Source organism: Vibrio sp. R11-SG3-ISO3-SZ (assembly GCF_059834345.1).
This window is the reverse complement of the sequence record NZ_JCBDGX010000029.1, coordinates 33388-47704: the sequence shown is the minus strand read 5'-3', so window position 1 is coordinate 47704 and position 14317 is coordinate 33388. Positions and strand designations below refer to the sequence as shown.

At 49.6% G+C, this 14317-nt stretch carries 13 protein-coding genes; 5 read left to right on the top strand and 8 right to left on the bottom strand.

The features are described 5' to 3' along the window. The first annotated feature begins 14 nt into the window (after nucleotides 1-14). Nucleotides 15-971, top strand: coding sequence for a homoserine kinase (gene thrB, locus AC6R1O_RS03815; RefSeq protein ID WP_500633453.1), 957 nt, complete (start codon nucleotides 15-17; stop codon nucleotides 969-971). Then, nucleotides 968-2251 (top strand): threonine synthase, encoded by a 1284-nt coding sequence (gene thrC, locus AC6R1O_RS03810; protein ID WP_500633454.1) that lies wholly within the window; start codon nucleotides 968-970, stop codon nucleotides 2249-2251. The genes thrB and thrC overlap by 4 nt, the downstream gene beginning before the upstream one ends. A gap of 86 nt (nucleotides 2252-2337) precedes the next feature. Here the strand turns inward: thrC and AC6R1O_RS03805 are convergent, their stop codons facing one another. From AC6R1O_RS03805 to mtnN, 4 genes are all read right to left on the bottom strand, one after another. Continuing rightward, a complete protein-coding gene (locus tag AC6R1O_RS03805; RefSeq protein WP_500626479.1) occupies nucleotides 2338-2958 on the bottom strand; it encodes a TRIC cation channel family protein in 621 nt (206 codons plus the stop codon). 69 nt (nucleotides 2959-3027) lie between these two features. Next, nucleotides 3028-3846, bottom strand: a complete 819-nt coding sequence (gene btuF, locus AC6R1O_RS03800) for a vitamin B12 ABC transporter substrate-binding protein BtuF (RefSeq protein WP_500631796.1) — start codon at nucleotides 3844-3846, stop codon at nucleotides 3028-3030. Next, complete coding sequence (locus tag AC6R1O_RS03795) at nucleotides 3846-4820, bottom strand: cobalamin biosynthesis family protein (protein WP_500631795.1); 975 nt, start codon at nucleotides 4818-4820, stop codon at nucleotides 3846-3848. Before AC6R1O_RS03795 ends, btuF begins: the two co-directional genes overlap by 1 nt. 15 nt (nucleotides 4821-4835) lie before the next feature. After that, a complete protein-coding gene (gene mtnN / locus AC6R1O_RS03790) occupies nucleotides 4836-5531 on the bottom strand; it encodes a 5'-methylthioadenosine/S-adenosylhomocysteine nucleosidase (protein WP_500626482.1) in 696 nt (231 codons plus the stop codon). A gap of 235 nt (nucleotides 5532-5766) precedes the next feature. Between mtnN and rpsO the strand changes: the two genes are divergently transcribed. From rpsO to nlpI, 3 genes are all read left to right on the top strand, one after another. Next, nucleotides 5767-6036, top strand: coding sequence for a 30S ribosomal protein S15 (gene rpsO / locus AC6R1O_RS03785; RefSeq protein ID WP_032551549.1), 270 nt, complete (start codon nucleotides 5767-5769; stop codon nucleotides 6034-6036). Nucleotides 6037-6352: 316 nt separating this feature from the next. Further along, nucleotides 6353-8482, top strand: coding sequence for a polyribonucleotide nucleotidyltransferase (gene pnp / locus AC6R1O_RS03780; RefSeq protein ID WP_500633456.1), 2130 nt, complete (start codon nucleotides 6353-6355; stop codon nucleotides 8480-8482). 129 nt (nucleotides 8483-8611) lie between these two features. Beyond that, nucleotides 8612-9529 (top strand): lipoprotein NlpI, encoded by a 918-nt coding sequence (gene nlpI, locus AC6R1O_RS03775; RefSeq protein ID WP_500633457.1) that lies wholly within the window; start codon nucleotides 8612-8614, stop codon nucleotides 9527-9529. 50 nt (nucleotides 9530-9579) lie between these two features. Here the strand turns inward: nlpI and AC6R1O_RS03770 are convergent, their stop codons facing one another. From AC6R1O_RS03770 to AC6R1O_RS03755, 4 genes are all read right to left on the bottom strand, one after another. Continuing rightward, nucleotides 9580-10083, bottom strand: coding sequence for a type II secretion system protein (locus AC6R1O_RS03770; protein WP_500633458.1), 504 nt, complete (start codon nucleotides 10081-10083; stop codon nucleotides 9580-9582). 101 nt (nucleotides 10084-10184) lie between these two features. Further along, a complete protein-coding gene (locus AC6R1O_RS03765; protein WP_500633474.1) occupies nucleotides 10185-11066 on the bottom strand; it encodes a U32 family peptidase in 882 nt (293 codons plus the stop codon). A 20-nt stretch (nucleotides 11067-11086) separates the two neighbouring features. Next, nucleotides 11087-12100 (bottom strand): ubiquinone anaerobic biosynthesis protein UbiU, encoded by a 1014-nt coding sequence (gene ubiU / locus AC6R1O_RS03760; RefSeq protein ID WP_500633459.1) that lies wholly within the window; start codon nucleotides 12098-12100, stop codon nucleotides 11087-11089. 165 nt (nucleotides 12101-12265) lie between these two features. After that, nucleotides 12266-14305, bottom strand: coding sequence for a sensor domain-containing protein (locus AC6R1O_RS03755; protein ID WP_500633460.1), 2040 nt, complete (start codon nucleotides 14303-14305; stop codon nucleotides 12266-12268). Nucleotides 14306-14317: the final 12 nt, after the last annotated feature.

Here is a 14317-nt window from a genome sequence, read left to right as displayed (position 1 = left end):
CAATGAGTCGTGGTATGGATGTAGTGGTATACGCTCCAGCGTCAATTGGTAACGTCAGTGTGGGTTTTGATGTACTTGGCGCCGCGGTGTCACCTGTGGATGGCACCTTACTTGGTGATCGTGTGTTGGTGAAAGCTGGGAATGACGCGTTTGACCTACGCACCGCAGGTCGTTTCGTCGATAAGCTGCCGAGCGATGCGAAAGAGAATATTGTCTATCACTGCTGGCAAGTGTTCTCGCGAGAGCTGGACAAAAAAGGGCAGACCGTATTGCCGGTTGAGATGACGTTAGAGAAAAACATGCCGATTGGTTCAGGGCTTGGCTCAAGCGCCTGTTCTATTGTCGCGGCATTGGATGCGCTTAACCGTTTTCATGGACAGCCTTTAGATGAAACCGAACTACTGGCGTTGATGGGGGAAATGGAAGGTCAAATTTCCGGTGGTATCCATTACGACAACGTTGCGCCCTGCTATTTAGGTGGCGTGCAGTTGATGTTGGAAGAGCTCGGTATCATCAGCCAAGAAGTGCCTTGTTTTGATGATTGGTACTGGGTGATGGCTTACCCGGGCATTAAAGTGTCGACGGCACAAGCGCGCGCTATTTTGCCCGCTCAGTACCGTCGCCAAGATATTATTGCTCACGGTCGCCACTTGGCGGGCTTTATTCACGCGTGCCACTCGGGTCAGTCTGAGTTGGCTGCGAAAATGATCAAAGACGTGATCGCAGAACCATATCGTGAGAAACTGCTGCCTGGTTTTGCGGATGCGCGTAAATACGCGGCATCGGCGGGCGCCTTAGCAACGGGCATCTCAGGAAGTGGTCCCACACTATTTAGTGTTTGCAAAGACAAAGACGTCGCCGAGCGGGTTGCTCACTGGCTCGAGCAGAACTACGTACAAAATGAAGAAGGATTCGTCCATGTTTGTCGTTTGAACAAACAAGGGTCGACAGTAACAGGAAGTGAGCTATGAAGCTTTACAACATAAAAGAAAATGATGAACAAGTTTCCTTTGGCCAAGCCGTTCGCCAAGGGTTAGGTCGCAATCAAGGCCTATTTTTTCCATCCGAACTGCCAACATTCGATGATGTGGATGCGCTTTTAGCAGAGGATTTTGTTTCTCGTAGCACCAAGATTTTGTCGGCATTGATCGGCGATGAACTGACGCAAGAGCAAGTGCATTCGATGGTGGATGCGGCATTCCAATTCCCAGCACCGATCAACAAAGTGAAAGATGGGGTCTACGCACTAGAGTTGTTCCACGGCCCAACGCTGGCGTTCAAAGACTTTGGCGGCCGTTTTATGGCGCAATCTTTAGCAGCCGTGTCTGATGGCGGCAAAATTACCATTTTAACGGCCACATCCGGTGATACGGGCGCAGCGGTAGCCCATGCCTTCTATGGTATGGAAGACATCAATGTTGTGATCCTTTATCCGAAAGGTAAGATCAGCCCACTGCAAGAGAAGCTGTTCTGTACCTTGGGTCAAAATATCCATACTGTCGCTATCGATGGTGATTTTGATGCCTGTCAGGCACTAGTAAAGCAAGCCTTTGATGATGCAGCGCTGCGTGAAGAGATTGGTCTTAACTCTGCTAACTCAATCAACATCAGCCGCCTAATGGCGCAAATCTGTTACTACTTTGAAGCGGCTGCTCAGTTGAGTAAAGCCGAGCGTGAGAACCTAGTGATCTCAGTACCAAGTGGTAACTTTGGTAATCTTACCGCCGGTCTACTCGCAAAAGCGTTGGGCTTGCCGATCAAACGCTTCATTGCGGCGACGAACGCCAACGATACTGTGCCACGTTATCTAGAGACCGGTCAGTGGGAACCTAAGCCAACTGTCGCGACAACCTCCAATGCGATGGATGTCAGCCAGCCAAACAACTGGCCGCGCATCGAAGAGCTATGCCGCGTCAAAGAGTGGGGCTTGGAGACACTAGGTAAAGGCGCTGTTTCTGATGACCAAAGTGCTCAGTCAGTCAAAGCGTTGCATTCTTTGGGTTACTTATGTGAGCCACACGGCGCGATTGCTTACCGCGTATTGGATGAGCAGCTTCAAGAGGGCGAAACGGGGTTATTCCTGTGTACTGCCCATCCAGCCAAATTCAAAGAAGTGGTTGATGAGATTCTGGATACCGATATTGAACTGCCAGGCCCCCTTGCCAAGCATGCCGCGATGGAACTCTTGTCTGAAGATTTAGGCAACGATTTTGACGCACTGAAGCAGGTTCTACGCCGCGTGCAAAAATAACGTCTAGATCGGCGTTAGATTAAGCAAAAAGGTCACTCATCGTAGTGACCTTTTTGTTGTGTTTCTATATGTTGGTTTAACGCGATTTAGCGGTTAATCGCAAAGGTGGGCAGTGATAAATGCCAGCGAATCGCCCCTAGACGAATCAGCAAGGTAGACAAGACGCCTGATAAGAAAGCGGTGTTGGTGTCATAACCCATGCTGAGGGCGGTTGTGTGAAAAGCGCCGCCGACAATACAGGCCGTCGCGTACACTTCACTGCGCAATACCATTGGGACTTCTCGGGCTAACACGTCGCGTATGATGCCCCCGCCACAACCGGTTAACACGCCCATGATGACGGCCACCAAAGCCGAATCTTGATAGACCATGGCTTTTTCCACGCCAATACCGACAAACGCCGCCAGACCAATCGCATCACATACCGGCAGTATCCACCACGCCACGCGCTTAGGGCGGCGGACGATCAACATCGTCAGCAAGCAGGTCGACAAAATCACCCACAAGTAATTGGTATCGGTGATCCAAAACACAGGCGTGGCACCCAGCGCCATATCTCGAATGGTGCCACCACCAATGGCCGTCACACTACCCAGTACCACTACGCCAAAGGGGTCCATTTTTAAACGGCCTGCCAGCAGGACGCCAGAGATAGCAAAGATAGCCGTACCGAATAAGTCAAAAAAGTAGAGCAGCATAGTGTCCATGACACGAGTTTCTCTTCATTTGCAGCAAAAACAGGAGGCGCAATTGTAAGGGAAAGGCTCGCGCCATCGCTAGCGTTTTTCTCGCGCCTGCTGAAAATAGTCACACACTTGCTTAATGGCCTTGAGGGTGCGCATAGTGGGTCGATTGATCCAGTCTGAGTGGAGTGACCATACGTTGTTGGCTTGAACGGCAGTTAACTCGCTCTGCCAACGTTGCCACATGCTGCCATTGGCAATGGCGTGCTCGGAGGTAAACATGACCTCAGGATTGGCGAGCAGCACTTGCTCCATTCCCACTTGAGGGTAGGGCATGGCTGCATCTTCAAACACATTGACGCCGCCGCAAAAAGTAAACACTTCGCTCGGCCAGTTTCCTTGCGCAATACTGATGATGGGTGATTCGCTCAATTGATAGAAATAGCGTACAGGTTGCGAGGTGTCGTAGCGCTGAGCCATATCATTCAGCGTTTGCCTAAACTGCTCGGCTCGCTGTTTGGCGACCGATGGGTCGTCAGCAAACTGCCCTAAGCGTTCAATATTGTCTGCGATGTCTTGGATGGAGTGCGCTTGTGAGTAATAAATCTCAAAGCCAAGCTGAGCCAGTTTATCGAGCTCCTTGGCGGGATTTCCGCCCGGCCACGCGAGAATCAAATCCGGCTCCAAGGCAATGATTCTCTCGAGCTTAAAGCCTTGGTAGTTGGCGACTCGCTCTATGCGCTGCGCTTGATCAGGGTAATCGCTGTACTCGGAGACGCCGATCAGTTTATCGCCAAGCCCAGCACTAAACGCCAACTCAGTGGTGTGAGGGGACAAGCTGACGATGCGTTCGATGGCCCACGAAGGGGCACTAGTCAGTACCAACAGCGCGAAAAGAGGTCGCAATCTCATTAGAATCCTTGATAAATCATTGCCATAAGCAGGCTTTGTAACACAAACCAGACGAGTAATCGTTGGTTGAGTAAAGTCAGGACTTGGGCAACATGAATGGCTGACGGGGCGATTCGCCCGCCGAGTTTCGCTCGGATACGCTTTTTGCTCGCTTGATGTTTGGCATCGGTGGGGTAGATGGCAGGCCCACCCATCGACAACTCCAGCTTCGCGCCAACACTCACCAATAGCCAAGCCGGGCCAGGTAACGGCCATTGCCTCGCTTGCTCTCTCAGTAAGAGATAAGTCGCACGGCTACGCTGACCCAGCAATATAAAGAGGCTATAAAGGCGCAGCGGTAACCAGTCGAGTATCGCGACAACGCGCACCGCGGGTAGCCCAAATGGATGAAAGTATTCACGAGAAGGTGACCATGCCCTCGCCAGTTCGACACACATGCGATACAAAAAGGCGCCAGTCGCACCAGAGATGCCATACCAAAATAAGACGCCAATCAGATTGCGTCCGTACGACATTGTCAACGTTTCTACGCCCGCTTTCCCAAGCCCAAGTAGCGACAACGGACGGGTTTCTCGATTGAGATAGGGGCGAATAAGCAGCCGAGCTTGCTCTTTATCATTGCGAGCGAGCGCTTCAACAAAGAGGCGGCCAAAACGTTGGGTATTGCGCCACTCTATCGCCAGCAGCAAAAACGCGAGTTCGAATAGGGCGGGTTGCCAAACCAAGGGTTTGAGCGCGATTAAGACCGCCAGTGTCGGCAGTATCATTAAGCCCCATGCCAGTGTCCCAGAGATGAGGCTTTGCGAGTAGCTGGCGCGGGTATTGACCTTCTCAGCTAACTGCTCGGCAAATTTGTGCCAGAGGATTGCAGGGTGCGCCTCTCTGGGGAAAGGAAGCAGCCAGTTGCAAAGCAGGGCGCCCCACATCACCAGCAGTGCGCCCCCAGCGTAGAATTGAGTGAACAGATCTTCCATGATGCTCCACTGCGCTTATTTCAGTAACTGAACCATATTGATCACCATTTCCGAAGAACTTTGCGCAGCCAGAGGTAAAAACTCTTCAAAGCTCATCGGTGACTCTTTGTCTGCAACATCAGAGATTGCGCGGACGACAACAAAAGGCACCGCGAACTGATGACACGTCTGAGCAATGGCAGAAGCCTCCATCTCTACGGCAATGACAGATGGGAAGTGGGTACGGATAAAGGCTTGACGCTCTGCGGTGCAGACAAACGCATCGCCAGTACAAATCAGACCGCGTAGCGCGTGTTTGTCGTCCATTTTTGCTAGTGCTTGCTCAGCGACGGCCATCAATTTTTCATCCGCCGCGAACGCAGCAGGTTGGCCGGCCATTTGGCCCATTTCATAGCCAAACGCGGTCACATCGGCGTCATGGTGGCGAACTTCACTCGAAATCACGACATCACCAAGATTTAGCGATGAGTCGAACCCGCCCGCAGAGCCAGTGTTGATCACGACGTCTGGTTGATGCTCACTGATCAACAAGGTGGTGCCGACGGCCGCGGCCACTTTACCGATACCAGATTGCAGCAATACGACATCCACACCGTGAAGTTGACCTGCATAAAAGGTGCAGCCTGCCTTAGTCGTGGTTTGGACGTTGTCTAACGCGTCTTTTAGAATCGCAACTTCTTGCGCCATCGCGCCGATAATACCGATTTTCATAATGAATCCTGTTCATTTTCACTAGAATACTGTTTGCCCGACAGTTTATCAGAAAAATGCCGCAGGGCACCCTTTGTCGCCGCGGCGCTACCGCACCCACCATTGGTGCAACCCTTGATAACCAAAATACTTATTGCACCGCCTAGTCGCATCCCCTATAATTCGCGCTCCTCGTGTCGGCTGAATCAGAGATTGGCTGGCACAAATATTAACTTACTCTTATTAGGAGAGAATGATGTCTCTGAATGCAGAAACTAAAGCAGCAATCGTTGCAGAATACGCGCGCTCTGAAGGCGACACTGGTTCACCAGAAGTTCAAGTAGCTCTACTTACAGCTTCTATCAACCACCTACAAGGTCACTTCAAAGCTCACAAAGGCGATCACCACAGCCGTCGTGGTCTTCTACGTATGGTTTCTAGCCGTCGTAAGCTTCTAGACTACCTAAAAGGTAAAGATCTAGGTCGCTACCAAGAGCTAATCAAACGTCTAGGCCTACGTCGCTAATCAGCGTCTGCATAGAATAGTTTGTAAAAAAGGGGCTTATAGCCCCTTTTTTGTTGTCTAAATTTAGCCAAACCTCATTTATGCCGTTATACTACGGGCGGCAAATCCTGATTAGGATTTTCAATTAGCTCATTGCATTACAATTGCCATTTGGGCCAGTCATAGAATTTAGTTTCCAGCTTCTCACCGATAACTTAGCCCTTAGGTTGGGAGTTAGAAACTAAACTCTAGACTGTTTAATTCGTAATGCCTTGAGTCTTAATCCACTCTTTTTAGGTTTCGCATCACGGCGTGAACCTAGACACAAGGAATAACAATGTTTGAAAAACCAGTTGTTAAAACGTTCCAGTACGGTAACCACACAGTTACTCTAGAAACTGGCGTTATTGCACGTCAAGCTACGGCTGCCGTTATGGTCACTATGGACGATACCGCGGTATTCGTTTCTGTCGTAGGTAAAAAAGAAGCGGTTGAAGGTCAAGACTTCTTCCCTCTAACAGTAAACTACCAAGAGCGTACTTACGCTGCAGGTAAAATCCCTGGTGGTTTCTTCAAGCGTGAAGGTCGTCCTTCTGAAGGTGAAACGCTAACGGCTCGTCTAATCGACCGCCCAATCCGTCCACTATTCCCAGATTCGTTCAAAAACGAAGTACAAGTTATCGCAACTGTTGTTTCTGTTAACCCAGACGTACAGCCAGACATCGTAACTATGATTGGTACTTCAGCTGCGCTAGCTATCTCTGGTATCCCATTCAATGGTCCTATCGGTGCAGCGCGCGTTGGTCACGTTGATGGTCAACTTGTTCTTAACCCAAGCAACACAGAGCTAGAAACGTCTAAGCTTGACCTAGTTGTAGCGGGTACTGAAGCCGCTGTTCTAATGGTTGAGTCAGAAGCTGACAACCTAACAGAAGAAGAGATGCTATCTGCAGTGGTTTACGGCCACGACCAACAGCAAGTTGTTATCAATGCGATCAATGAGTTCGCAGCTGAAGTGGCGACTCCTGCTTGGGATTGGGTTGCTCCAGAAGAGAACACTGCGCTTGTAAACAAGATTGCAGAACTTGCAGAAGCTAAACTAGTAGAAGCTTACCAAATCACTGAAAAGATGGCGCGTTACGACCGTATCCACGCTATCGCAGGTGAAGTAAACGATGTTCTGCTTGCTGAAGATCCAGAAGCAAACACGAAAGAAATCCACACTATCTTCCACGATCTAGAGAAGACAGTGGTACGTCGCAGCATCATCGCGGGCAACCCACGTATCGATGGTCGTGAAAAAGACATGGTTCGTGCGCTAGACGTACGCACTGGTGTTCTTCCACGTACTCACGGCAGCGCACTATTCACTCGTGGTGAAACTCAGGCGCTAGTGACGGCAACTCTTGGTACGCAGCGTGATGCTCAAATCATCGACGAGCTAACTGGTGAGCGTAAAGATCACTTCTTACTACACTACAACTTCCCTCCATACTGTGTAGGTGAGACTGGTTTTGTAGGTTCTCCGAAGCGTCGTGAAATCGGCCACGGTAAACTAGCTAAGCGTGGTATTGCTGCGGTAATGCCATCAGTAGACGAGTTCCCATACACTGTACGTGTTGTATCAGAAATCACAGAATCTAACGGTTCTTCTTCAATGGCTTCGGTATGTGGTACGTCTCTAGCTCTTATGGACGCTGGTGTACCAATTAAATCTTCTGTTGCGGGTATCGCAATGGGTCTTGTTAAAGAAGGCGACGATTTCGTTGTTCTTTCTGACATCCTTGGTGACGAAGACCACCTAGGTGACATGGACTTTAAAGTAGCAGGTACTAACACTGGTATTACTGCACTTCAGATGGACATCAAGATTGAAGGTATCACTAAAGAGATCATGCAAATTGCGCTTAACCAAGCACAAGGTGCACGTAAGCACATCCTATCTGTAATGGATGAAGCTATCTCTGGTGCTCGTGAAGATATCTCTGAGTTCGCTCCGCGTATCCACACTATGAAGATCAGCGCTGAGAAGATCAAAGACGTTATCGGTAAAGGTGGTGCAGTTATCCGTGCTCTAACTGAAGAGACAGGTACAACTATCGAAATCGAAGACGACGGCACAATCAAGATTGCAGCAACGGAAGGCGCGGCAGCGAAAGAAGCTATCCGCCGCATCGAAGAGATCACGGCTGAAGTTGAAGTGGGCCGCATCTACACGGGTAAAGTGGCTCGTCTAGCTGACTTTGGTGCATTTGTAACAATCCTTCCAGGTAAAGATGGTCTAGTACACATCTCTCAAATTGCTGACAAGCGTGTAGAGAAAGTGTCTGACTACCTTGCAGAAGGTCAAGAAGTTCAAGTGAAAGTGCTTGAGATTGACCGTCAAGGCCGCGTTCGTCTAAGCATGAAAGAAGCGGTAGAGAAAGCGGAAGAAGCGGCAGAAGAGAAGCCAGCGTCTGACGCATAATCGCGTTTGCCTCCTAAGGGGGTAAATTAGATTATTACTCTAAAAGCATGTTATAAAGGGAGCATTACGCTCCCTTTATTATTTTCAGGGATTTCGCTAAGCCTCGCTTAGCTACAGGAGTATCTATTTGTGAAATGGTTTCAAACCGCAACTCTAGGCCTGACCCTTCTCATTACCGCAGGCTGTGCCACTCAGTCTCACCAAAATGCGGAGTGGCTCTACCCTCCCATGGCTGTCCCTCTGCAAGCCAGTGTTCAACAGGAAGTGCAAATAGCGCGTTTGAGTCAGTTACTGCAACGTACGGATCTGAATGATGATGTGCGGGCGAAGATGCTTTATGAGCGTGGAAACTACTATGACAGTGTTGGTCTGCGTGACTTAGCTCGACTCGATTTCAATCAGTCTTTGTCACTCAATCCCGCGCAGCCCGATCTGTTTAACCTGCTTGGCGTCTACTTTACCCAAATTGGTGAATTCGACGCAGCGTACGATGCGTTCGATTCGACGTTAGAGCTCGATCCTGAGAACTCTTATGCGGCGCGCAATCGAGCTATTGCCTTGTACTATGGCGATCGACTTGATCTTGCTCTTGAAGACATGAACAAGCATTTTGCCGAGGAGCAGAGTGATCCGTTTCGAGCGCTGTGGCTCTACATCATTGAAGCGGAGCGCGCACCAGAGCAAGCCCGTACGACCTTGCTTGAGCGTTATCATGACCGAGATGAGCAGTGGGGATGGGTGCTGGTGGCGATCACGTTAGGTGAAGTGTCGGAGCAGCAAGCCTTTAAAGCGATCTTAGCGGGAACCCGTGATAACACGTTGCTGGCTCAGCGTCTCACTGAAGCGTATTTCTACCTAGGCAAGCGCTATCAAAGCGAAGGGGATTTCGCTAGTGCAATCTCTTTATATAAGCTCGCGATCTCCTTCAATGTGTATGAGTATGTCGAGCACCGCTACTCTTTCTTGGAACTGAGCCGGATTTATAACCAAGTGAAAGCGGAACAGCTCGCCAAAGCGAAGCAGCAAGCCATAGAGGCGACCCAATAATGAATAAAGCCATCGCAATGCGATGGCTTTATTCATGGTGTGATAGGAGATTAGCAACCTGAGATCACGGTTTGATAGACCGGAGGGGTACTGGCATCACTGGCTTGAGTGTACTGGAAGTAGCAGTTGTCATCTTTACTTTGCCCGTCATCATCAAAGTCATAGCCGATGTAGGTCTCAGAGATTCCTTCGTACTCAATCACGAAACTCTCATCAAGCACGATGCGTTTTTCAATATCGGTATTGTCGAGGTAATTCCATTTCAGGCGGATGTCAAACTCGCCATTGCCATCGAGATCGATGTCCAATAAATCATCTCGATTCGGTACTGCTTGAGTAGAGTAACTTGGCATCTGAGATTTCATATTGATGAGGTTGTTAGCGGTTTCAACACTGACTTCGATCTGTTCCAATACGCGGATACGGCTGTCTGTCCAAAGGTTCAACATCTTAGGCAGTGCCGCCACTGCCAATATACCGAGAATGATAATCACAGTGACCAACTCAATAAGAGTAAAGCCTTCCTGTGCACCTCTACCATTACCAAACTGCATTAAAAACCTTGTGCCATCACTACAACTTATCGCACCACTATATCGCTATCGGTAGCGATTTTCAGCTGTGAAGTGATGCAAAGGTGATGGCTATCTACACGTTAAGTGATGTTTTTCACTTCAAGCCCAGCAATTTGATGCCAGTAGCCATTGCATTGGCGATCGTGCAACATCTGAGGTTTTTGACCTTGTTCATTGGCTTTAAACTCGCTGACGTGTGAAAAGGTCTCCAATCCGAGTGGGCTTAAGCGCACCACATCGACCAAGCCTTGCATGCTCGGCAAGTCATTGACCAAGTTATAGCAATAACCGGATTGCGTTTGAATGCCATTGAGGTTGAAGACCTCTTGCCCCTCCTGGCTGCGTACCTTGAGACCCGTCGGGTATTTTATGCAGCAGGTTTCGCATTCATCCTTGGCGCGGTTTTCCGCACGCGCGGTAAAACAGCGCGCTGAATAGGCCAAAGGCAGGTAACCGTGGCTGAACACTTCAACATCAAATTGGCCGCGAATGCCTAGATCCTCACATTGCGATAAGGTGTTTGAGAGCCACTCTCGCGAGAGCTCAACGGGCATGCACCAGCGTATCATCCCTTGTTTAAGAAACAGCTTTAACGTGTGGGCGTTGTAGGTATTGACCGCAGGGCCGACCACAAAAGGCACTTTGTGTTGTGAGGCGAGCTGAATCGCGGAGACATCGTTCGCTTCAATAGCGAAGTCACCATTGTCGATGTACTTTTTCATCACGTTGACTTCACTCGGCGCTTCAAGAAGTGCCATGGTGGAGAGCACCACCTGTTTACCTGCTTGGCTCAGCTCTTGCGCCAAGCCAAACCAGTGGCTAGGTTTCATCTCACGTCGTTTAGAGCAGACGCTTTCGCCTAAGTAGAGAATATCCGCATCGCTCTGCTTCGCTTGTTGATAAAAGTCTTCAACGTTCTGCTTTGGCCAGAAGTAGAGTAAGGGGCCAAGGGCGTATTTCATCGTGTTTTCCATATCAGTCTCTACTGCCATTTACGGTGGTATGCACCCAGTGTGGTTTGTGTCCCTTCGGAAACGTTCGCAAGAGTTGCATCCCACTGCGGTTCCACCTGATACTGCTCTGGCGTGGATTGGTAGCGGTCAATAGCAGCGCGCCATGTTCGCGTGACTTGCTCGACGTACGCCGGGCTGCGCTGGCGTCCTTCAATTTTGACCGAAGCCACATTCGCCGCAAACAGCTCAGGTAGCATAGACAAAGTATTCAAGCTGGTCGGCTCTTCAAGAGCGTGATAGCGCTTGTGCTCTCCTGCGATCTCTGCGTCAAAACGCCCTTTGCATAGGGTAGGGTAGCCAGCGTTTTCGCCCGCTTGATAGCGATCAATCAGGATATCATTGAGGCGTGATTCTAATCCTTGCTCGGTCTCTTGCCAGCGGACGTATTTCGCGGGCGAGCAGGCACCAACGGTATTGGGGGACTCTCCTGTCATGTATGAGGATAGGTAGCAACGACCTTCCGACATGATGCACAAACTGCCAAAGGCAAACACTTCCAGTTCGACATCTGAGGTGATGTTGCGAGACAGCTGTTTTACCTGATGAATTGAGAGAACACGAGGCAGCACGACACGTTTGACGTTGAAGTTCTGTTGGTAGAATTCGATTGCGGCAACATTGGTGGCTGAAGCTTGGACCGATAAGTGCAGCTCAAGATCTGGGTATTTATTGGCGGCGTAATCGAGCACCGCAATGTCTGCGACGATCAAGGCGTCCACGCCTAAATCGGCTGCACGATCGACGGCGTTGGTCCAGCGTTCAAACCCATTCGGATGAGCAAAGGTATTCAACGCAATATGAATTTTTTTGTTGTGGTCATGAACGTAGTCGACCGCTTTGTCGAGCTTCTTACCTTGAAAGTTGAGGCCTGCGAAGTGACGAGCATTGGTGTCATCTTTAAAGCCGATGTAGACCGCGTCAGCACCGCAATCAATCGCGGTTTTTAAAGCAGGAAGATTGCCTGCTGGGCATAGGAGTTCCATTGCACATTACCCGTTCTTAATCCGCCACGTCCAAGGCGTGGGCGAAGAGGTGTCAAAGTATGCTGGGCATTTTATGAAGGTTTATGAATAGCAAATTTGATGTGAGGCAGGTTTGAGCGAATTCGCTCTGAAAATAATCACTTAGTGGTAAAAAATACCGCAGGGTTAGTTCTTGTGACGGCGGTTTTGCGCGAACAGCTCTTCAATGTCCTGTTTCGGTTGAGGGCGATGAAAGTGGAAACCCTGAATCGAATGACAATTGAGATTAGAGAGCAAGGTCGCTTGCTGTTGGGTTTCTACCCCTTCGGCCACCACGGTTAAGTTCAACGATTTACCGAGATTAATGATGTTCTCGATGACGGTGATCTGCTTAGGTAGCGTGTCGATGTCGGTGATAAAGGCACGGTCTATTTTGAGCTCATCAATCGGAAAGCGTGCCAAATAAGAGAGTGACGAGTAGCCGGTACCGAAGTCATCAATCGACAAGGAAAAACCGAGCTTTTTGATCGCGTTGAGCATCTGTAGCGTGTGCTCGCTGTCACTCATAACGGCGCTTTCAGTCAACTCAAAGGTGATGCAGTTCGGGTCCAGCTCAGTGGTACGCAAGAGCTTTTCCATGTAGTCGATAAGCTTAGGGTTGCCAAACTGCTCGGGTGACAAGTTGATGGCGACACGTCCCGGCAAGATGCCTTGCAGCTTCCAGCGTTTGACCGTATTGAACACATCACGCATCACCACGCGTCCAAGGTGCTCAATTAATCCAGCGCGCTCGGCCACCGGAATAAAGGCGCCCGGGCTGATGTAGCCTTCAACGGGATGTTTCCAACGGATCAGTGCCTCGGCGCCATTGATACTGAAATCGCGCGCGTTCACTTTCGGCTGATACCAGACCTCTAACCCGTTTTGCTGGAGCGCTTTTTGCAGCTCAATTTCGAGCCAAAGGCGCATCCTCGCTTCTTTGTTCATTTGATCGTTGAATTTGATCAAACGATTTCGGCCACGATCTTTCGCTTCGTACATCGCGGTATCGGCATTTTGCAACAAAATGCGTGCGTCGTTGCCATCGCCTGGATACGCAACACTGCCGATAGAGCAGGCTAAGCGCTTACTAAAGTGGTGCAAATCAAAAGGTTGGTTAATCAGCGAGATAATACGCTCAGAGAGCATCTCGGCCATGCGGTTGTTTTCTGGCTCGGGCAGAATAAGGCCAAATTCATCGCCGCCCAGATGCCCCAAAATCGCTTGGGGAGGCAAGAGACGTTTGAGTCTTGATGAGACTTCTTTGATCACTTTGTCACCGATGTGATGACCCAGTGAGTCATTGATATTTTTAAAGTTATCAATGTCTAGATAGAGCATAATCAACGGCGTTTCGTTGTGAATCAGTTGCTCAAGGCGCTTGGTAAACCCAAAGCGGTTGTATAGACCGGTTAGTGAGTCGAGGTGCGCATCCTCTTTACTGGTTGGTGAGAGTATTTTGTTACTCACTTCGGCGTCTTGAATCAGCACGATTTGTGTGTTGCCACCAAGCAGTTTGGTTGCGCCTGCGTGCAGCTGAACTTTACGCTCAAAACCACAGCGTGGCCCGGTTAAACAGACCAAAGGCGCTTTAACGATCTGGTTTTCTAGCGATTTGGCAAAGACGGTCTTGGTTTTCTCGTCGACAAACAGGCGAGAGAAGCTTTCGCCCAGCAGTTCTTGAATCATCTCAAAACCGAGTAGACGCAGCGCTGCAGGGTTGGCCGATAGAATGCAGTCGTCTTCGACCAGCAATAACCCATCTGGCAGTATCGTGGTTAAGGTACTGAATTTACCTTCTGACTCTTCGAGAGAGCGAACCAAAATTTGTTTTTCAGAGGTATCGATGGCATGAAAGACGATATGTTCGACTTGGCCTTCAGTCTCAACAGGAGTCAGACTAAAATGAACGCTGGTCTCGAGGTCGATGTCATCAAGGGTGATTTCTGCCTCTAACGTTTCGCCATTAAACGCCCGCTCATAATAGGGTTTGAGCTGTTGGTAGAACTGTTTACCAAGAATTTCGCTGTCGCACATTCCGACCATTTCCGCAGGCGTGAGGCCAGAAAGGTCGCAGTAACGCCCATTCACCAAAGCATAGTGATGTTGGTTATCTAAGATCGCAAAAAAAAACGGACTCTTCGCCGTTATTTTTGTAAACCAATGCTGAAGTTGTTGCGAGAGCATCAAGTTTGTACC